Consider the following 21,241-nt stretch of genomic DNA (forward strand, 5'->3'; position numbering starts at 1 on the left):
GTCACTTCCTAATCAAAACCAGCAAGCAGGAAAGCGCGGTATCCAAGTCGGCATAACGTTTGGCTTTGCCAAGTACGCGCATGCCTTGCATGTTGTTGAGAACGAAACGAGCGAGTTCTTCTGGTTTCAGCGTTTTCGGCACTAAGGTTTCTTTTTGCGCATTGGTCAGCGCATCCGCAATGATGTCGATAAGATGGTCGAACAAAAAATGTCCTTTGCGCAGTACATCATCGTCTTCACCAGCGTGCTCAATCAACGCATTTTGGATAAAACACCCACAGCTGCGTTTGCGTTGCAGATCAGCAAAAGATTTAAGGAACGATTCCAACTCAGGTAAAGACGCGTCGTCTTTTTCCAAATCATTCAGTGACGGTAGCGAGACCTTTTTTAAGTAAGTATCGAGCGCTTCGTAGTAGAGCTGTTGCTTGTCACCATAGGTGTTGTAAAGACTGAAGCGGTTGATGTTCAGTTCGTCGGTGAGATCCGAGATAGACGTGTTCGCAAAGCCCTTGCGCCAAAACACATCCATAGCCACGAGAAGCTTTTCATCTCGGTCGAAGTTGGCTTTTCTTGCCATAAATTACCTGCCTGGGTCTGCTTATTGGGTAATTAAATTGCTTTGGAGGGATGGTACAGAGAACCTCTAGCGTTAGAACTGAACCAATATGATGAATACCCATCTATTCTTGGGTATCAGCCCCCAAATTCATGTGAACTCACAAACGGCATCAAAAATCTCGCTCAGCAAACAGACCCACAACTGTTTGAAAATTTTTGATAGTGAAGTTCTTGACTGATCGTTTATAAACTGACTACAGTATATCCTAACCAATCGGTTAGAAAAAGATAAAAGGATGTGAAATGAAGCTCTATGAAACCGCAATGACTCCAAGTTGTAAGCGAGTTAGCATTTTTCTGAAGGAAATCGGTGGCGAGGTTGAGCGAATTGCGCTGAACGTTCGTGAGGGCGATAACCTATCTGAACCGTTTAAATCGAAAAGCGTGAATGGCAAAGTGCCTCTGCTGGAACTGGATGATGGTACGACGATCTGTGAAAGCGTGGCGATTTGTCGCTACCTAGATGAAGCGTTTGGAAATGATCTGGCGCTGTTTGGTGCTAACCAGCTCGAACGTGCTCAGGTAGAAATGTGGCATCGTGTGGTGGAGTTCCAAGGACTAAATGCGGCATTTCAGGCGTTTCGAAACATGACCGGAGTTTATGGAGACAGAGAACGTTGTGTTGAAGCATGGGGCGAAGAATCAAAACAACGCGTCTACGAATTTCTGCCTGTCTTAGACAAGCGTCTTGAACATAATGATTTTATCGCCGTAGACCATTTTACTATCGTCGATATAACAGGCTTTATTTTGATCAGTTTCGCAATTAAAGGCCTAGAAATTGATGTGCTATCGACGTCGCCAAACATTGCTCGATGGTATAACCAAATTTTAGCTAGACCTGCATTTCAGAGTTAATGTATTGCAGCGAGTGGATGATAGCTCGCTGCTACCACCTTACCGATTCTTAACTCAGCAGGATATTCAAATTTTTTCAGATTTTTCTTATTTTTTCTCCTATCGCCTATAATTGGAAAAACAACCTCAATTTGCTTCGTTGCGTTTTAGAGCCTTGAGCTCTTGGTCCGTAGACGCTCTCTTTCATCATGGAAAGTCTAATAATAGACAAGGAGAGGTCATGAATATTCAAGTGAAAACTATCAATAATATTCTAATCGCCCTGTTAATGGTTTCGGTTTTTGGTCTATTCGCACTGTACCTCAATTACACACAGCAGAATGAACAGATTGAAAGGCTGCAAAGTCAGTTAATCGAAAAAGAGCATCAGATACTAATTTCTAATGAAGCGTTGTCTTACACTCGATATCAACACCAATTATTAGCCGAAGACTACAGCCGTTTTAGAAATGAGCAGTCAGTGACTAGTGTTTTGCGTTAGCCAGTATAGCAACCACTTTAAGGAGGCAGATGAAACCCATTCTTTTGGTCGATGACAGTAAAACAGTACTGCTTTACATCAGCAGTGCATTGGAAAAGCAAGGCTATGAAGTGCTTGCTGTTGAAGACGGACGAGCGGCGCTCGAAGTGCTAACCCACCGCCCTGATATTCAGTTTGTGCTGAGTGATTTAATGATGCCTGGAATTAATGGTATTGAATTGTGTCGCCAATTAAAATCTAAAGTTAGCGAACGTTACATTTTTTTTGTTCTACTGTCTTCTAGAAATGACCAAAGTTCGATCGTGAAAGGCATTGATGCTGGCGCAGATGATTTCGTAGATAAGAAGACGTCTGTAGAGGAACTTCAGGCCAGAATCCGTGCGGGGTTTCGTACTTTAGAACTGCACAACAAACTCGTTGAGAGAAATAAAGAGCTAGATGCGGCCTACCAAACAATTCACCAAGACCTGCAGTCTGCGAGTCAACTGATGGAGCAACTACTCCCTGCTGAATCAACTATCCAAAATATACAGTTTAGTTATGTCTACAGACCATGCTCCCAGATTGGTGGTGATATGTTGGGGTATTTGGAGCTCGATGAACAACATGTTGCGTTTTATGTATGTGATGTTTCTGGTCATGGTATTTCTTCAGCTTTGATGGCTTTTTCTATTCAACAGACACTATCTCAAAGTCAGGGGCCTGATTCGATCACGATGGAGTTGAGAGATGACTGCTATTGCGTAAGTGAGCCAGCATCTGTGATTGAACGGCTAAATCGGCGTTATCAGCAAACTAGAAACAGTCAACTTTACTTTACTATGGCTTACGCCATTCTTAACACAAAATCAGGGCGACTTAGCTATTGCACGGCTGGCCACCCCAGGATCTTAGTTTGGCGAGCGAGTACGAACACGATGGAACAGATAGGTGACGATAACTTTATCGTTGGTGCAATGCAGCCGATAGAATATAGCGGTAACCAAATTAGTCTAGATGAGGGCGATGCATTGTGGCTTTATTCGGATGGTTTGATTGAAGCGAGGCAGGGTGAGGAGATGTTTTCACTACAACGATTGGCATCGAGTATAAAAGCTGTTTGCACGCTGCCAGTTGAAGATCAAGTGGGAGACGTCTTTAAAAAAGTACAATCTTGGCACAACGAAGATGAGTTTGATGATGATGCCAGCCTTTTACAGGTAAAATGGCATGGTGAGAGGCTCGATTTTAAGGAAAAGAATGTCAAAGAGCGAATTTAAACGAACTTACGGGAGCTCCCTTACTCAATCACGAAGTGCGAGCAAAGACGTTGTTCGGTTTTTGATGGGTCATCAAATCCCCTTAAATGCAATTCAATCATTGGAGCTTTGTGTCGTTGAGCTCATGAATAACGCTTATATTCATTCTTACAGTGAAATAGAAGGCCTGCCAATTGAAGTGGAGTGTAGGGTTGGGGATGACCAAGTGTCCGGTTTCGTGGAACTGAGAGTCTCTGATTGCGGAGCGCCGATCAATGAAAAGACGTTCATCCAACATAAAAATAAACAGATTGAGGCACCTAACTTAATGGATGACGATAGTTGGTCCTCCTCTGGTCGCGGACTGATGTTAGTCGCTCAATTATCTGACCTGTTTACATTGGAAAAAGGTTTCGAAAACAATACGTTTGTTGTAGTGAAAAGGAATAGGGAGAGAAACTAACAACCAAGCAAAGTCGATTTGCTTCACTTGGTCCCTAGCGTTAATCTGACGGTTGCGTTGTATATCATTGTTATTTTGTATTCGTTGTTGGTGCCGGTGATAGTAACGCCTCCAACTCTTCTGGTGTTAGAATATCACTGATGTTTAACATATTACTTTCATCATCTAGCGCCATCTTTGTACGGCTAAGTAAGTACCTTTTTTGAGTTGGTGTTAGGTCTTTGAGAGACTCAATCAACTCCCTGAAATTGCTATTATTCATTGCCATATTTCCCCCAGTTAAGCCTTGAATTTCTTTATTGCATATTCTTCAAGTAAGCGAAGATTTGTTGATTAATTGCAGCTAGCTCTTTAGTAACTATAGCTATATCTGAGCTATCTGGCGCTGTATCGTTTCTGGTTTTTTCTTCTATTCTTTGAAACGCAATGACCGCGGTGTCTTCTCCGAAACTCTCTAGAATGCCCTTTAAACTATGCGCTAATAGATAGAGTTCTGACCAACATCTGCTTGTATATAGCTCATCTATACGCTCTATATCATTCGTGTGATCTTCAAGGTATGTAGAAAAAACAGTGACGATCAGATCTACGTCGTTATCCATGTATGTATTGAGAACATCAAAATTAATCATGTATACCCCTATTAAACGTTGAGGTAGAGGAATGTTTCGGATAATGAAGGCTTAGCCGAAGGTATGAATGGCATAACCAGTATTTGAGCAGAAATAGTTTGCTTGTCGCTTGAGATAAACTTACAAAAAGAAAGTCATTGTTAAAGATATTTTGACTTATATCCAAACGGCAATGGTCGAAATGTAGGGATGAAAAAACTTCAACTCGCGTGTTTTTAACACAAGTAGCAAAGGGGATGTTTCCAAGTAAAACGCCGAGTCGGTAAGTGTCTTGCAGTCCTAGTTTAAGGCTATCATTACATACGGACGCCAGACGTTCGCCAACTTTGACTATTCCTTCAGTCAAGGCTAACTCTCCTCATTAAGTACAAGTATAAATTAGCAATCTAGTTGCATATTGGCAAGTAATCTACGGCAAAAAAGGGACTCGCGTCCCTTTTGTATTACTAGCCTTGCTTAGAGTCCTGTTCTATTTGCTTCATAAGCTCGTTGGCTTTCTTCATAGCGCGTCTTGCGCTTGAAGTCCTTCGCTTATTAAGCAATATATCGGAGAAGCGTAAGTATTTATCAGCAGTTTTGAATCTTAAATCGTTAACATCCTGAAAACCAATAGGAAAGTTTTTCGAGAACAGATCCACATCCTTCACCAAGTTATCGAGATGAGTTGTCGTCCTTGCCTTTTCTAGGCGAGAATAAAAGTTTTCAAACTCTTCTTGGAACAGGATTCTAGCGGCATCTTCTGGAAACGGTAGAGGGCTGTTGGAATCTAGCGCTGTCTCATATAATTTCATTTCCAGCACTGCATCTTTCATCGCATTACTTATCTGTAAGTTCTCTTGATGCTCTTCTACGTTTGAAAAGAAGGTGTTCCCAACCTTAATAAGAGCAACAAGTGCAGCTGCGTCTTTCTTTTTGAGTGCTTCAGTGAGGTGCTGACCGAAAACATCGCTAGATAACGAACTTGGCGTGAAAGGATAACCTTGATGAATCTGATTTAACTCATCCTTGAGCTCATAGATGGATTTACTGCCGTCTTCTTTACTGTACCGAGACTTTTCAAGTTGACTGTTGATTTGCCTTGCTATCGAAAGTAACGTGGAGTGCTTGCTTGACTGAATATCTAAGGCAAGAACTTCTATTTTATGTGAGTCAGGGTAGTAGGTTTTTGCTTTATCAAGTATGGACTCAATTTCATCATAATTCGGGTAGTTGTTGGCATCAGAATTCAAAACCTGATCAATTTCAGATTCAAACTCGCTGAGAATATAGGTCTTGTGTAAGCGTAATAAGCCAGCCTTAACGACTGGATGTAAGCTTTTTTCACTATCAATCAGTGCCAAACTTTTTTCTGCTGGCGTATCAAGCTGCCACTCTTGTCCGGCAATTTGATCATTTTGCTTGCTAATAACGGTTTCCAAAGTGGCGATGGTTTCTTGTTGCTGCTGATAACCAAATACAATGCCGCTAACTAATAATATACTCGCTGCCGCGCCGCTAGCGATAGGCCAATAGCGCATATTCAATTTGCGTTTCAACTGCTCAGGGGTCAGCTCGTTCGGAATGATGCCAGTTGAAAATACGCTTGAAAATATTGGCCACTTAGATGCGGGCATGTTAGTTGGTTTAGAGACCTTGATCTTCTGTTTGAGAGCTTCATTAACTGGAGTTCTTGCGTAAGGGTGTTTGCAACTCAATAACTCGTAAGCAATACAAAATAGAGCAAACATATCGTCGCTTAAGTTCGGTTCCTTACCGGATAACAGGTTGAGTGATGCATAGTTGGGAGTATAACCAAGCGTTTCAACATTTTCGGATTTACGTTTAGCCGCATATTGATCCTGCTTTAATTGATGAGTTTTAGATACACCAAAATCAAGCAGCTTAACGTTACCCTCAGACGTTAAAATCACATTAGCGGGCTTTAGGTCGGCGTGCACTACACCAAGAGAGTGAGCATATGAGAGTGCATCGAGTACCTGATTTAGGATTGATAAAGTTGCATTAAACTTCAGCCCATGGGGCCTAGAACGCTGTATTAAACTCTCTAATGTTTCTCCGTTAATATACTCCATAACTAAAAAGTATATTTCGCCATCAACACCAAAATCAAAAACCCTAATGATATTAGGGTGGCTTAACCTTTGAGTTTGTTGAGCTTCACGTATTAACATGCGTGCAGTCTCTGGTTGAGAAGCAAACTCTTTCTGTAATATTTTTAACGCAACGTAGGGTGTTTCTGAACCTGAAGATTCAAGAATCTTATCTTTAGCTAAGTAAACATCGCAAAGCCCACCATGCCCAATAACCGACTCAATTTCATACCGATTTTTAACGGTCGTTCCTATTAAGCTTTCGTTAATAACATCTTTGTTATTATTTAATGAGTCATCTTTATTGTTTTTTTTCTTATTAACTAACGGAGTGTTTTCTTTTTGAGACAGTTTTGTATTTGTTTCATTTTTATTTTTAACGGAGGTTTCATTATTAGTGAGTTTGGTTGATTTAATTGCATTGTCTCGTTTTTGAGTCTTTACAATTTTAGTTTTATCTCCGCTTTCTTCGTTATTTATAGAATTGTTTTTATTACTGTCTTCCATCACAAGAACTCCGTATAAATGATGGGGGAATATATACCTTTCTGCTCAATGAAAAGTCATTATGTTAGAATTTCTCGGCCAAACTAACATTCGTTTTTTTATTGATGAAAGTCTAAGTGTCAAAAATTTGAACTTGGTTGGATAATTAAAATTGTTGAACAATACGTGATTGCTTTGATAAAAAAATGATTCATTATTCCGTGCATGATTTTCAATGGCATTATTAAGATTTTTATTAATCTCACTGTTAATAAGAAAGCAGTTAATAATAAAATTAAAAATAATATCTAGCAGGTCTTTGGCGAGGTTTACATGAAGTTGGTTTTAACCATAACAAGTTTTCACAAATTTACTCCAGAGATTGAGAGTGAGTTCGTGTTTGAATCAAGTGATGAACATGCCAAGGTTACATTTGGTAGGTCTGAACAATGTGATTGGACACTACCAGATCCTGAAAGAGTGGTATCCGGAACCCACGGAGAACTGATTAAGTTTGGTGACAAATACTTGATAAAAGACCTCTCAACTAATGGTACTTTTGTAAATAATGCTGTAACTCCTGTGGGTCAAGGAAATGAAATAGCACTAAGCGATGACGATATGGTTAGCTTAGGGGATTATCAAATTTCAGTTTCTATTCAAACAGATACAGATGTATTCAGTCTTGAGACAAGTAAAAGTCTTTCTAGCGCACCCCCTGAAGTAGTCTCAAGTCCATCGGAAGCAGAATTTGTTGACCTAGGCCTTAGTGCTAGTGAACTCTTAAACGAAAGTGTTCCTTCTGACTTTCAGCTAGATATTGGTTTAGTCGATGATTTTATTGATATCCCAAAGCCCGAAAAACAGAGCATCGTATCTGAAACTTTACCGAAGGTTAACCGACAATCAGAACACCTATCGACTCCCAACTTTGATACCAATGGGGGTGAACTTGCGGCTTTTGTTAGAGGGGTGGGTATAGATCCAATGATGATTCCCAGCGATAACCGAGAGGAATGGTTTGAACAACTGGGGGAGTCATTTTCTTTGATGCTAGTTGGTTTAATGGAAACACTGCATAACAGAGCAGTGTTTAAACAAACAAATCGACTGAGTCATACCGCATTTCGTAAGTCAGAAAATAACCCTTTAAAGTTTTCTGCAAACTTAGAAGATGCGATTCATAACTTATATAACCGTCAAACTGCTAGCTTCTTAAAGCCAAATGCAGCCATTAAAGAAGCATTTAATGACATCGAAAGTCATGAGCAAGCCTTAATGAAAGGTGTTGAAGGTACGGTTTCAAGTGTTATGTCACTTGTTGAACCTACTTCTATATACTCAGATGCTTTAGCGAAAGACACGGTTATTAATAAGGTTATTCCAGCTAGAAAATATGCTCAAAGTTGGAAGAGGTTTGAGCATATTCATGAAAAGCTATCCGATGATATTATCAATAAAGAGTCTCCGTTCTATTTAGAAGACTTCGCTAAGCACTATGAATTAGCATTAAAAAACAAGGGCTAGGAATTAGGGTGATGAAAAAGTTTTACCAATATATTTTGTTATTAATTTCAATGGCTTTATTTGGGTGCTCAGCAGCGAACTTAGTTGTTGATCCATACTCAGATTTAGAAATAGCAGCAAGTCATAACATTAATCCTGATTCAAACGGCAGGCCTTCTCCTGTAGTGGTGTATGTATTTGAATTAACGTCAAATACCATTTTCGAAAGCCAGGACTTTTTTTCTATTTATGAAGAAAGTGAAAAAGTCTTAGGACCTGATTTAGTGAATAAATATGAAGTTTCATTAACTCCAGGTCAGAAAGAAAAATATCAAGCAAGTATGTCTCCAAAGACAGAATATTTAGGCATTGTCGTAGCGTTTCGAGATATTGAAAACTCAAATTGGCGACAAGTCATTAAAGTGGATAAGACCGGTTACAACACATATCAAGTATTGTTAGAAGATCTGTCTTTGGTCGTTAAATAACGTTTAGTTGGCTAATTATAAATGACGCAATACTCCAAGACGGCTTGGTGCGAAGGAATGTTTTTACGTCCCCAGCACTTCCAACAACAAGAACGCGCAACCTCTCAAGAATTCAAGGGCTTACATCAGTTAGGTGGGGTTTACAATTGGGGAGTTTGGAAATGTCGAGTAAAAAAACACGCGCTAAAAGATGGTCTTATTGAACTTGAGCATCTTGAAGCTGTTTTGCCAGATATGACGTTGGTTAATACGTTAATATCCAACGATTCAGTTTCGCCTCTACTTATTGATAAAAACACTGAAAATACGTTAGTAAAAATAACTCTCCCTCTTTCAAGTGTTACAGGTAAAAACGTTTCGGATGTAAGCGAATCGATCGTCTCTCGTTATGTACTTCAAGATATCGACGTGATAGATAACCTTACAGGACAAGATGAAGAAACCATCCAAGTTGCAGCCCTCAACCTTGAGTTGAAAGCGAGTAATGACAAATTAGCGGGTTATGTGGAGTTACCTATCTTAAGGATCAAAGAGGTAACTCCTGAAGGGGAAGTTATACTAGACGATGAGTACGTTCCTCCGCTTATCAATCTCCTGAGCGATAAAGTCATGTCAGCTTATCTACGTAACGTTATCGCGATGACAAAGATGCGTGCTGACGTTATTGCGCAGCGCTTGATTAAGGGCAAATCTGCATCGGCATCTGCTGTTGATTTCATCATGCTCCAAATGTTGAACCGATATGAGGCGAAGTTAAAGCATTTCAGTGAGTTAGATAGGTTACATCCACTGGAATTAGCGACGACACTTAAAGGTTACATTGGTGAGTTAGCCACTTTTTCTAATAAAACTAAAAGACTCCCAAGTTTGCTTGCGTATGATCACTTAGATGTATCAAGTGTTTATAGCGAGTTGAATCAGATACTCAGTCAGTACCTCAGTGTTGTTCTTGACCAAACTGCGACCAAACTTCCGTTGGAGCCTCGCCAATACGGTATTCAAGTGACGCCGCTTCCAGATAAACGCTTGCTTGAGTCATGCCAATTTGTGCTAGCAATTAAAGCAGATACCACAACAGATGAAATAAGACGCCTGGTCCCAGCGCAACTCAAGTTTGGCCCGGCAGAACAGATTCGCGATCTAATTAATAATCAGATCAACGGTATAAACGTAGTGCCGTTGAGTGTCGTCCCGAGACAGATTCCTTACCAAACGGGCTATGTCTATTTCGAAGTTGTCAAGAAAGGGCCATTTTGGATGAGGCTAAAAGATAGTGGCGGTATTGCGCTTCACCTATCAGGGCATTTTCCGAATGCTGAACTTGAGCTTTGGAGTATTAATCAATAGGCGCGCTCTGTATGGAACAAACGATAGTAAAACCAACACCGGGTGGAAGAGCACCCGCATCGAAACCACAATCAGAAAAGTCTGTGGATAATACCGTAGTTATCTCAAAAAGCCCTGAATTGGTGAACAATGATTCAGTGGTCGCTTATGGGAATAACTCTCTACTAGCAGAGGCGAATGGCCTGTTATCTATTATCGGTCAAATTCGGTCGACAGCGACTCATTCCGATCCGTTGTTTCTAAAAGAGACATTGGCACAAAAGCTTAGAGATTATGAGAACCGATTACGTCAGCATGACGTTGATTTGGATACCATTGATACAGCTCGTTATTGTTTATGCTGTTCACTAGATGAAGTTGTCCTTAACACCAATTGGGGTGGGCATTCATTCTGGAGTCACGATTCATTACTCAGCTCCTTCTATGCTAGCAGTCAAGGTGGGGAAGCGTTCTTTAAGCATCTTGATAAGTGCATGGCGAAACCAGATGCGAACTTAGATTTGCTTGAACTAATGTATGTGTGCTTATCTCTCGGGTTTCTGGGTCAATACCGTTTAGAAAAAAATGGACTAGAGTCGCACCGGAAATTGAGAAGACAGGTTATTGCTACTCTTAAGCCTTATGGGAGAGGAGTCCCTCAGGAACTAAGCAATAGTATCGACCAACACATTTTGAATGGCTCAAAGGCTTCTGATAGAGCTCCTCTTTGGGTTGTATGTTCTGTAACGGCGGCACTATTGGTCTGCATATATATGTATTTTAGTTATGAGCTAAATAAGGCATCCAATCGCACCTTTTCTCAATTAGTCAATTTGATTCAACCGCAACAACTTAACCAAGATGCAACGTCAGAATCAAAATCAGCGCCAATTGCAGAAAAGATTTCAATGTATCTAGCAACTGAGATCGGTAAGGGGCTAATCAATGTTGAGCCGCTGCAAGACAGGGTAAGAATTTCGTTAAAGTCTCAAGATCTATTTGAATCAGGTAGTGCTGATGTTGTCGCTTACATCCAACCCGTTATTTCTAAGCTTGCGAGAACATTGGAGTCGACCCAAGGCAAGATCATTGTTACTGGTCACACCGACGATAGGCCTATTTTCACGAGTAAATATCCCTCGAACTGGCACCTATCATTAGCTCGAGCCACTGCTATGTCTGAACAACTGATCTCGAATAGTGCATTAGAAGGGCGAGTGATACCCGAGGGATTGGGGGATGCAAGACCATTAGTTGAAAACAGTAGTGATGAAAACCGAGCTATTAACCGCCGGATTGAAATCGACCTTCTTGTCGCGAATTAATAATAGGTAGATAGAGATGCGTATTAAAGAAATTGGCAGAATATTTACTCAAAGATGGTTTCTCGGTCTTATAGGTGTCGCTGCTTGTTCTATTTTCATTTGGGTTGTTGGTCCACTTATTACCATAGCGGGATATGAGCCCCTAAAGAGTGACTTTCAACGGCTAGTCACTATTCTTGTGTTGGTGTTGCTTTGGGCGATATTTAACGTTACCAAGCAGCATAAGCAGAAGGTGAAAGAAGACGAAAGTATTCAAACGTTGCTTGAGGTTGATAGCCAATCAGATAAAGAAGCGGCAAGTGAAATTGACTTAATGCGCGAGCGTATTGAGCAAGCTGTCAAAGTAGTGACGAAAACACACAAAGGCAAGAGAAGTTTGTATGACTTACCGTGGTATGTATTGATTGGCCCTCCTGGAACGGGGAAAACAACCGTATTAAAGCAGTCGGGGTTAGAGTTTCCATTAGGAGACAGCCTTGGCTCTGACTCTATTGCCGGTGTAGGTGGCACTCGCCACTGTGATTGGTGGTTTGCAAATAAAGCAGTTCTTATAGATACGGCTGGCCGGTATACGACACAAGACAGTCAAGAAAAGGTCGACTCTAAAGCGTGGCATGGTTTCTTAGGATTGTTGAAAAAGTATAGAACGCAAAGACCAATTAATGGTGCGATTGTTACGATAAGTTTAGCCAGCGTGATGTCTCAGACTCGAACCGAGCGAAGTCTTCATGCTCGAGCAATTAAGTCGAGACTTCAAGAACTGAAAAACCAGTTAGGCATGCAGTTTCCGATTTACGTATTGCTCACCAAAATGGATTTAGTTGCCGGTTTCAATGAGTTTTTTGCCGATTTAAGTAAGGAAGAGCGAGAGGAATTATTTGGTTTCATGTTCCCTCGTGAAGTGGATGATGAAAGAGGCGTTATTTCTCTATTCAACAAAGAATTTCATGGCATGTTGGAGCGCCTTGATGCCCGTATGCTTAGAATACTTGAAACAGAGGACGATTTAGATAAACGCGCGCTTATCTTTGAATTTCCAAAGCAATTAAGAGTGCTACAAGCTAATCTTGACGAGTTTTTAGCTGAAATTTTTGCACAAAACAGTTTTGAAGAGCCTGCCTTGATTCGTGGTGTGTTTATGTTGAGTTCGGTTCAAGAAGGCTTACCAGTCGATAAGCTGATGAATGAATCAACCAATGGACTTGGGTTAAATCGTTTAGCTCTAGCAAAGAGTCAGACTGGTTCTCATAGTTATTTCGTAAAGAATCTTTTTGACAAGGTTATTTTCAAAGAGCAACTGTTAGGAACAGTTAATCGTCACTATCAAAAGCAGTCAGGTTGGATGCGTCGAGGTGTTTACATTGGATGTACAACGCTACTGCTAGGAGCTTCTGCGCTTTGGTTTATGAGTTATAAGTGGAACTCACAGTTAATTGTCGATACCAATGAACAAGCGAGCCATATTGATGCAATGATTGGCGCTCAAAGTTTAGATTTTGAAGCGGATATTGTTTCAGCTGTAGAAACATTAGATAGGTTGATGACGCTTCCTCTCGGAAAGCAAAGCGACTACGGTGATGCCGACTCTGTAAAGAGGTTTGGTCTCTATCAAGGAGACAAAGTGTCTCAGGCGGCAAACAATGCATATTCTGATGCTTTGACCCAATATTACGCCCCTCTGCTTCTTGATAGCTTGGTGTCAGAAATGGAGAGCAATCAACAGCATCGTGAGTATTTGTACGAAACGTTAAAAACGTATTTGATGTTATTCAATCCAGACAAATATCAACAAGATGAAGTGTTGGCTTGGTTTAACTTTTATTTCGAACGTCAATATCCGGGTGAGCTAAACGCAGACTTAAGAAGACGTTTGCTACAGCACACTCAATATTTATTAGGCAACGATGGACAAGGCTTTACTTACAACACTGCTGCCGTGACGAGTGCTCGAGAAGTGTTGACTCAAATGTCTCTACCTGAACGTGCTTATCAGCGAATGAAAATACAATTTTCTAAGAGTCATGTACCTTCATTTCGCTTGACTGATGTATTGGGACCTAAAGGGCTTGAGCAGTTCGAGCGAGCTAGTGGAAAACCGCTATCACAAGGCATTTCGGGTTTCTACACGTACAATGGTTTTCATAGCATTTTTCAGATTCAGATCAACCGTACAGTAAAAAGCTTAATGGAAGAGAACTGGGTTTATGGTGACGATCTTAAGGCTCATGAAATTGATCAAGATAGTGCCATCCAAGGCGTTCAGTCTCGATACTATCAAGATTATGTTAATGAATGGAAAACGTTGATCGAAGATATTCAATTGAAGCAGGCTCCGAGCCTAGAACTTGCGACAGAGCAAGCGAGGGTTTTATCTGGAGTTGAAAGACCAATCGAATCTTTGTTGAGAGCAATCCAAAAAGAGGTTGCTCTATCAAAAGTATCATTGTCAGAAAATCAAAAAGCCGCTTCTGAAGTTGCTGGTAAAGTTGCCAAAGTTAAGTTTTCAAATACGGCAGATAGACTAGACATGTATTTACCTGAAGAAAACGGTTTCAATGTTGCTCTGCCAGGTAAAGAAGTCGAATCGCATTTTTCAGAGATCTTACGCCTTGGTGAGCAAGACTTTGATGATATTCAACAAGCAATGGTTAACTTGCGTTCGTATTTAAGTGACTTATCAAGCTCTGGTAACAATCAGAAAATTGCCTACAAAAGTATTTTAGATGGAACCGTTACACAAGATGTCGCAGCTTCCTTTGCTCGTGCTAAAGAACTTTTGCCGAGACCATTTAATCAATGGCTAGGTGAGCTTTCTCAAGAGTCGGTTAAGTTTGCGGAGAGCGGTTCGAAGGATCATCTAAATCAACTTTGGGTAACACAAGTGGTCCGCCCTTATCAGCGGACTATTGCTGGCAGATATCCATTCGAGCCCAACGCGAGCAGAGAAGTTAGATTGAAAGACTTTAAGCGATTCTTTGGTTATGGAGGTACGCTTGACGCATTCTTCCAAGAATACCTCGAACCGTTTGTGGATACTTCGAAAAGTCGTTGGCGATTAGAAAAGGAAATTGGAGTTCGCCCAGAAACACTAATGGTCTTTCAAAGAGCGCAACGTATCAGGCAGTCTTTCTTTGAATCTGATAATTCCTTACGCGTAGAGTTTGGGATGAAGCCTGTTTATCTAGACCAGCACATTACTCGATTTGTCTTAGAGTTGGGTGGACAAGATTTGGTTTATAAGCATGGACCAGCAAGAGCTAAATCGTTGAGTTGGCCTGCCGGTCAAGATCAGACTCGAATTGTGTTCACACCACCTGAATCTAAACGCGAAATTGCGCATACCTATGAAGGTGAGTGGGGCATATTCAAGCTTTTGGATCAATCACTTAAAGCAAGGCCAGAATCGCGTAAAGACAATATAGTTATGATTGATTTAAAGGGAAATAAGGTGCAGCTAGAGCTTATTCCTTCTAGTGCCATTAATCCTTTTTGGTCAAATGAAATGGAGAGGTTCAGATGTCCACGAACCTTATAACATCAGGCTGGGGCTATATCGGTAAAATGCCCGCAAAAGGGGACTTTGTGAAAGATGGTTTATCACAAGATTTCTCGGAGCGTTGGCATGATTGGCAACAGGCGGTTATTGCAGTCAGCAGGGAACAACTGGGTGAAAGCTGGAATGAGCACTTTTTAACGGCTCCTGTGTGGCACTTTGCTTTGGATATTAGCTATTTAGAAGACTCAACCTACATTGGTAGCATGATTCCTAGTGTTGATGCATGCGGTAGATACTTTTTCTTTACTATAGCTCGTGCCGTAAAAGGTGAAGCTGCGCAATATTGGGGTGACAGAGCTTGGACAGAGGACAGTGCCGCTCTTGCTCTTTCAGTACTTGAGGACGACTTTGTCTTTGATGTTTGGCATAAGAGTACTCAAGAAAAAAATGACCTCGTTGCGAATGTAACAAGTGAAGTGAGGCCTCTAGAGTTTCTTTATCAAAGCCAAATATCTACAGTTTTTCATGATCACGGCAATACTGATCAAAATACGCTTTTGAATTACCTCATTAAAGAAAAATTGAGTAAACCATGTTTTTGGTGGACTGAAGGTTCAACGAAGGTTGAACCATGCATGTTCATTACTAGTGGATTTCCTTCAATTGGTCAGTTTTCAGCCATGCTTGATGGCGGCTGGAAAAAGTGGAATTGGTAGGATAGAAGAATGAATTGGAACTATTTTACCTTTGCTAAATCGCACGCAGGAAAAGTACGCCCTTATAACGAGGATGCTCTGTTGGATATGACAGAGCAGCATATTTGGGTGGTTGCCGATGGAATGGGTGGACACAGTGCTGGCGATATAGCAAGCCAGATGCTAGTGGATAGAGTCGCGCGCCACATGCAGGATGTCTCCAATACTAATATCGATGATATCCGAAGAGTGGTTCAAGAAGCGAACTTAGAAATTTACCAATACGCACAAAATCACTTAGACGGTAAAACGATGGGAACAACACTTGTTTTGTTGTTTATTCAGGATGGGTATTACCACTGCCTTTGGGTGGGGGATAGCCGAATTTACCAGCTTAGAAGTGGTAATTTTGTCCAAAAAACACGTGATCATAGTCAAGTCATGGACTTAGTGGATCAGGGCTTATTGGCATTTGAAGATGCCGAATCTCACCCTCTTGCAAATGTTATTACCAGAGCTGTTGGGGTCGACGAAAGTGTCACTATTGATCAAGTTTCAGGGCAGTTGGCTGACGGCGATCAGTTTCTACTCTGTAGCGATGGACTCTCTAAGGAACTTACGAGTGATGAAATTCATCGGACATTGTATGCAGACTCAGTCAACCAAGCTGGATTAGCGCTCATGCATTCGGCTTTGGTTCGGGGCGCAAGTGATAACGTAACTTGTGCTTTGATCAAAGTTCGCCAAGCGCAAACGGAGTGCGAAACAGTAACTAGAGAAGACGCGACAATACCTGTCTTTCTAAGAGGGAGAGCTTATGAGTAATGAAATGTTTGATTGGTATGAACAAGCGTTGGCTCCTATATCTCAAGAAAATCCTACAGGTGTTGATCCTAGAGAGGATGTATCACCACAGTCTGCTTACTATCGGTTGAAAGATCAGCGTATGGCCGCCCGCAACGCTGAACGTAATGCTCTTATAGAAGAAGAAAGTATCTATACCCACAGTAATTTATGGCGAGTATTTATTGAAGATGTCCCAGAAATACTCACGAATCAGTCTAAAGATTTGGAATTTGTTGCCTGGCTTATAGAAGCCCTAACTCGATTGTATGGTTTTCGTGGTATGGGCGTTGGCTACAAACTCGCAACCAGTTTAATTGAGAACTTTTGGGATGATCTGTACCCAATGCCTGATGAAGATGGTATTGAGACAAGAATATCGGCGATTATTGGCCTCAATGGTATCGATAGTGAAGGAACACTTATTTTTCCAATTGCTTGTATACCATTGACTGACTTAGGCGTGGAGCAAGCTTATGCCTATTGGGAATATCAGCAAGCTATAGAGCTTGAGCGCTTAGACGAAGATAAGCGCCGAAATCGAGTCGAGCTTGGGGCTGTTGAGTTATCTGAAATTATAACTACGGTTAAGTCGACTTCTGATACGTTTTATCAAGAATTAATCACGGATTTGGAGTTCGCTACAGAATCATTTAATGAATTCAGTCAGCGATTAGACGAAGCGGCCGGTGATGTGACTCCTAGCTCTTATATATCAAAAAGACTTGAATCAATACACTCGGCATTAAAGCACCTTCTAGGAGATCGTTTCAATCAACCACAAGCCGTGTTTGAAGAGCTAGAGGATCTTGATGAATCTTCTTCTGAACAACCGTTAAGTTCACAAAGTTGTGATGCATTATTAGCGACAAACATGAAATCACGAGAGCAGGCAATTAGACAATTGCAGCAAGTAGCTGATTTCTTCCGAGAGAGTGAACCTCACTCACCAGTTTCTTACTCCATCGAACAGATTATTCGTTGGTGTGGGATGCCTCTGCCGGAGTTACTGGCGGAACTTATCTCCGACGGGGATGCAAAGAAAAGCTACTTCCGTTTGGTTGGCATAGCAGAACAAAATGAAAATTAATAAAGGGAGAATGGTATGACGAGTATCCACTCGAAACTATCACGAGTACGGAAGCCTCGTGTCCACATTACCTATGATGTTGAAACTGAAGGTACGACTCTTAAGAAAGAACTGCCTTTTGTTGTAGGTGTAATGGGTGACTTCGCTGGTCAAAACACAGAAGCGTTGAAGCCATTAAAAGACCGCCGTTTTATTCAGATCGATCGAGATAACTTTGACGATGTACTCAAAAAAATGAATCCATCGGTGAAGTTTAAAGTTGCGAATAAGCTTGCGAATGACGATTCACAGTTTGAGGTCGATTTAAACTTTAAATCAATGCAAGACTTTGAGCCTGCTGCGATCGTAAATCAAGTTGATCCACTACGCCAATTGATGGAAACGCGTAATAAACTGCGTGATTTGATGACAAAAGTTGACCGCTCAGAAGAGCTTGAAAATATCCTAGAGGATGTTTTGAACAATACAGACAATCTGGCAAGACTTGCAGGCGAGTTAGATCTTGGCAAGAAAGCGAAGTCAGACAGTACTGAAGGAGCGGAATAATGACGACTGAAGCTGAAAAACAGTTAGATCCAACTGTTAATGAACAGACAATTTCATTCTTAGATCAAGCTATTGGTGCGACTAAGCAGACCGAAGCTTCTCGTGCTGAGGAGCTGATTAAAACGCTCGCTGAAGAAGCAATGAAAGGGACAGTTACTTGGAACAAAAACCTAACAGTAACTTTTCGTGAAGCGATTAATTTGCTCGATAGGCAGATTTCTGATCAGTTGTCTGAAGTAATGCATCACCCAGAATTACAGAAACTCGAAGGTTCTTGGCGCGGCTTAAATTATCTAGTGATGAATTCAGAGACCAGCTCTACTCTGAAAGTTCGCATGATGAGCATGACCAAGAAAGAGCTACATAAAGACTTGAGCAAAGCTGTTGAGTTTGATCAAAGCCAGATCTTTAAAAAGGTTTACGAGTCTGAGTTTGGTAGTGCTGGTGGTGAACCGTATGGTGCATTGATTGGAGACTATGAGTTTACCAACCACCCAGAAGATATTGAGTCGTTACGCCTAATGTCAAATGTAGCGGCTTCTGGCTTCTCTCCATTCTTGTCCGCAGCTTCACCAGCACTATTCGGCTTTGATGAGTGGACTGAGTTGTCAAAACCACGCGACCTAGATAAGGTATTTGAATCACTAGAATACGCCCAATGGCGTTCGTTCCGCGAGAGTGCCGATTCGCGCTTCGTTAGTCTGACGATGCCAAAAGTCCTTGCTCGTTTGCCATACGGACAAGCTACCGCTCCAGTCGAAGAGTTTGGGTTTGAAGAGTTCGAAGTAGATCCTGTTTCAGGTATTGCTGTTAACGCTGAACATAACGACTACTGTTGGATGAACTCTTCGTATGTTCTTGGTGTTAAGTTAACCGACGCATTTTCAAAATATGGATTTTGTACTGCCATCCGTGGTGCAGAAGGTGGCGGTCGAGTGGATAACTTGCCAACGCATTTCTTCATGAGTGATGATGGCGACCCTGATATGAAGTGCCCAACAGAGATTGGTATTACCGACAGACGTGAGGCGGAGCTTGGTAAGCTTGGTTTCTTACCGCTTTGTCACTACAAAAACACCAACTATGCAGTGTTCTTTGGTGCGCAAACCTGTCAAAAACCAGCGAACCATGAATCCCCTGAAGCAACGGCCAATGCGGCCATTTCTGCCCGCCTACCTTATATGATGGCAACATCTCGTTTTGCGCATTATTTGAAAGTAATGGCCCGAGATAAAATTGGTAGCTTTATGGAAGCAGAAGACGTTGAGTCTTGGCTGAACCGCTGGATCCTAGGTTACGTCAATGCTTCTGAAGGCGGTGGTCAAGAGATCAGAGCGAAATACCCTCTAGCAGACGCTCGTGTTCAGGTTAAGGAAATTCCTGGCGCACCTGGTTCTTACAATGCCGTAGCATGGCTGAAGCCTTGGTTACAAATGGAAGAACTGACCACATCTTTGCGACTTGTGGCAAAGATCCCTCAGTCAGGTGGATAAGAAATGAATTGGCTGGTCGAAAGGCCAGCCATGACCAATCTTTATGTTCTAGATGGAATTAGCAGTGTCACTTAACTTTCGCGACCCTAGCAAGCTAAAACATGAGTTCAGTACCGGAGGCTATGCTGAACTTGATAGCCCGTGGTTGACTCGATTCAATGAATCTTCTGATCTTGTAGCGTCAGCGCGAATTTGGCTAGAAGGTACACGTTCAAGAGATTTGGACAGCTTTCGTCATAGTGTGATGAACACAATTAACCGCATTGATGAGCTATTAGAATCTCAACTAAATGAAATATTACATCATCCTGAGTTTCAACAGCTCGAAAGGGGGTGGGTTGGAGTTAGGTATTTATGTGAACAGGTTGATTCTCGTTCATCGGACTCTGTAAAAGTTAAGGTTTTAACGGCGACATGGAATGAAATCAGTAAAGATGCTTTCAAAGCCATCGAGTTTGACCAATCAGCACTATTTAAGTTGCTCTATCAAAATGAATATGGCATGGCAGGGGGAGAACCCTTTGGTGTGGTGGTTGGAGATTATCAGCTTCGCTGTGATCCTAGTAAAAATTATTTTGATAGAGATCTGTCTGTGTTGAGTAAGATCTCTCAGTCTGCAGCTGCAGCATTCAGCCCATTTATCATGTCTGCATCGCCAGAGATGTTTGGTGTTGATAGTTTCGCTCAACTCTCTGCGATAAGAGATATAGCAGCCCAATTTGAACAGGAAGATTATGCAAAGTGGCGTAGTTTGAGAGATAACGATGACGCTAAATTTATTGGTTTGACTGCACCTAACGTCTTGTTCCGTCAGCCATACAAAAGTGATGGCTCGCGGAATGATAAATTCAATTTTCAAGAACACATCTACGACTCCAACCGAGATTTGCTATGGGGGAGTAGTGCGTACTGTTTTGCTGCCGTATCAATTAGAGCATTTCAGGAACATGGTTGGTTCACGCATATGCGAGGGATTAAACAAGGCGATTACAGTCAGGGCATTATCGTCGCTCCTACAAGGAGCAAGATGCGTGTTAACGGCAAGAATGATCGTGAAAGATGTCCGTTAAACTTGAAAATCTCTGAGAGAAAAGAACAAGAATTGTCTGAGTGCGGTTTTATTTCTATTTCTCCAATACCTGAGACTGATATGGTAGGGATGACCTCGAATGTATCTCTCTACAAGCCCAAACAATACGCAGAAAAGCATATTTCAACGAATGCAAAACTGACATCGATGTTGCAATACACATTGTGTGTATCGCGAGTCGCACATTATCTCAAGGTTATGGGGCGTGACAAAATTGGTGGGTATCAAGATGCAGAAAGCCTAGAGCGTGACTTTCAACGCTGGTTACATCAGTACACTACCGCATCAGATGAAGCGTCTGATGAGCTTCGAGCTAAATATCCCCTAAATGAAGCGAAAATTACAGTTCGAGAGAAAAGAGAAACTCCTGGACATTATTACTCAGTTATCCATTTGCGACCGCATTTTCAACTCGATCAAATGGTATCTAGCATTAAATTAATTACCGAATTATCACCAGAGCACATGGTGTAAGGA

General features: G+C 41.5%; 19 protein-coding genes. 15 read left to right on the plus strand and 4 right to left on the minus strand.

What is annotated here, in order from left to right:
- Nucleotide 1: 1 nt before the first annotated feature.
- The gene (locus tag R7O12_RS02355) at nucleotides 2-577 is read right to left on the minus strand and encodes a TetR/AcrR family transcriptional regulator (protein WP_009701863.1); all 576 of its coding nucleotides are present in this window, start codon (nucleotides 575-577) and stop codon (nucleotides 2-4) included.
- A gap of 284 nt (nucleotides 578-861) precedes the next feature.
- Here R7O12_RS02355 and R7O12_RS02360 point away from each other — a divergent pair, with 284 nt between their 5' ends.
- From R7O12_RS02360 to R7O12_RS02375, 4 genes are all read left to right on the plus strand, one after another.
- Nucleotides 862-1,476: a glutathione S-transferase family protein gene (locus tag R7O12_RS02360; protein ID WP_033907003.1), complete on the plus strand. Its 615-nt coding sequence runs from the start codon at nucleotides 862-864 to the stop codon at nucleotides 1,474-1,476.
- 220 nt (nucleotides 1,477-1,696) lie between these two features.
- Nucleotides 1,697-1,957, plus strand: coding sequence for a hypothetical protein (locus R7O12_RS02365; protein ID WP_005375908.1), 261 nt, complete (start codon nucleotides 1,697-1,699; stop codon nucleotides 1,955-1,957).
- Nucleotides 1,958-1,986: 29 nt separating this feature from the next.
- Entirely contained in the window at nucleotides 1,987-3,216 is a 1,230-nt protein-coding gene (locus R7O12_RS02370; RefSeq protein WP_005375910.1) for a PP2C family protein-serine/threonine phosphatase, read from the plus strand.
- Nucleotides 3,197-3,658, plus strand: a complete 462-nt coding sequence (locus R7O12_RS02375) for an ATP-binding protein (RefSeq protein WP_318125593.1) — start codon at nucleotides 3,197-3,199, stop codon at nucleotides 3,656-3,658. The genes R7O12_RS02370 and R7O12_RS02375 overlap by 20 nt, the downstream gene beginning before the upstream one ends.
- Nucleotides 3,659-3,728: 70 nt before the next feature.
- Here the strand turns inward: R7O12_RS02375 and R7O12_RS02380 are convergent, their stop codons facing one another.
- The 3 genes from R7O12_RS02380 to R7O12_RS02390 form a co-directional block, all read right to left on the minus strand.
- A complete protein-coding gene (locus R7O12_RS02380; protein WP_025767706.1) occupies nucleotides 3,729-3,920 on the minus strand; it encodes a hypothetical protein in 192 nt (63 codons plus the stop codon).
- 34 nt (nucleotides 3,921-3,954) lie between these two features.
- The gene (locus tag R7O12_RS02385; protein WP_115386676.1) at nucleotides 3,955-4,290 is read right to left on the minus strand and encodes an Hpt domain-containing protein; all 336 of its coding nucleotides are present in this window, start codon (nucleotides 4,288-4,290) and stop codon (nucleotides 3,955-3,957) included.
- 446 nt (nucleotides 4,291-4,736) lie between these two features.
- A complete protein-coding gene (locus R7O12_RS02390; protein WP_042521013.1) occupies nucleotides 4,737-6,887 on the minus strand; it encodes a serine/threonine-protein kinase in 2,151 nt (716 codons plus the stop codon).
- A 312-nt stretch (nucleotides 6,888-7,199) separates the two neighbouring features.
- Here R7O12_RS02390 and tagH point away from each other — a divergent pair, with 312 nt between their 5' ends.
- The 11 genes from tagH to tssC (R7O12_RS02445) are packed head-to-tail and all read left to right on the plus strand — an operon-like array spanning nucleotide 7,200 to nucleotide 21,238.
- Nucleotides 7,200-8,393, plus strand: coding sequence for a type VI secretion system-associated FHA domain protein TagH (gene tagH, locus R7O12_RS02395; protein WP_318125594.1), 1,194 nt, complete (start codon nucleotides 7,200-7,202; stop codon nucleotides 8,391-8,393).
- An 11-nt stretch (nucleotides 8,394-8,404) separates the two neighbouring features.
- Nucleotides 8,405-8,860, plus strand: a complete 456-nt coding sequence (tssJ, locus tag R7O12_RS02400) for a type VI secretion system lipoprotein TssJ (RefSeq protein ID WP_318125597.1) — start codon at nucleotides 8,405-8,407, stop codon at nucleotides 8,858-8,860.
- A 21-nt stretch (nucleotides 8,861-8,881) separates the two neighbouring features.
- A complete protein-coding gene (tssK, locus tag R7O12_RS02405; protein WP_085569002.1) occupies nucleotides 8,882-10,207 on the plus strand; it encodes a type VI secretion system baseplate subunit TssK in 1,326 nt (441 codons plus the stop codon).
- A gap of 11 nt (nucleotides 10,208-10,218) precedes the next feature.
- On the plus strand, nucleotides 10,219-11,511 hold the full coding sequence (gene tssL, locus R7O12_RS02410) for a type VI secretion system protein TssL, long form (protein ID WP_318104433.1): 1,293 nt from the start codon (nucleotides 10,219-10,221) through the stop codon (nucleotides 11,509-11,511).
- Between the two features lie 16 nt (nucleotides 11,512-11,527).
- Entirely contained in the window at nucleotides 11,528-15,046 is a 3,519-nt protein-coding gene (tssM, locus tag R7O12_RS02415) for a type VI secretion system membrane subunit TssM (protein ID WP_213961070.1), read from the plus strand.
- A complete protein-coding gene (gene tagF, locus R7O12_RS02420; protein ID WP_005387528.1) occupies nucleotides 15,028-15,723 on the plus strand; it encodes a type VI secretion system-associated protein TagF in 696 nt (231 codons plus the stop codon). The genes tssM and tagF overlap by 19 nt, the downstream gene beginning before the upstream one ends.
- Nucleotides 15,724-15,732: 9 nt before the next feature.
- On the plus strand, nucleotides 15,733-16,527 hold the full coding sequence (locus R7O12_RS02425) for a PP2C family protein-serine/threonine phosphatase (protein ID WP_005375947.1): 795 nt from the start codon (nucleotides 15,733-15,735) through the stop codon (nucleotides 16,525-16,527).
- Nucleotides 16,520-17,635, plus strand: coding sequence for a type VI secretion system protein TssA (gene tssA / locus R7O12_RS02430; protein WP_054701384.1), 1,116 nt, complete (start codon nucleotides 16,520-16,522; stop codon nucleotides 17,633-17,635). Before R7O12_RS02425 ends, tssA begins: the two co-directional genes overlap by 8 nt.
- A gap of 15 nt (nucleotides 17,636-17,650) precedes the next feature.
- Nucleotides 17,651-18,181, plus strand: a complete 531-nt coding sequence (gene tssB / locus R7O12_RS02435; RefSeq protein WP_005375949.1) for a type VI secretion system contractile sheath small subunit — start codon at nucleotides 17,651-17,653, stop codon at nucleotides 18,179-18,181.
- Nucleotides 18,181-19,674 carry a type VI secretion system contractile sheath large subunit gene (gene tssC, locus R7O12_RS02440; protein ID WP_104980728.1) on the plus strand — a complete coding sequence of 498 codons (1,494 nt, stop codon included), beginning with the start codon at nucleotides 18,181-18,183 and terminating at the stop codon, nucleotides 19,672-19,674. The genes tssB and tssC (R7O12_RS02440) overlap by 1 nt, the downstream gene beginning before the upstream one ends.
- Nucleotides 19,675-19,726: 52 nt before the next feature.
- Complete coding sequence (gene tssC / locus R7O12_RS02445) at nucleotides 19,727-21,238, plus strand: type VI secretion system contractile sheath large subunit (RefSeq protein WP_104980726.1); 1,512 nt, start codon at nucleotides 19,727-19,729, stop codon at nucleotides 21,236-21,238.
- Nucleotides 21,239-21,241: the final 3 nt, after the last annotated feature.

Source organism: Vibrio sp. Vb1574, from assembly GCF_033338675.1.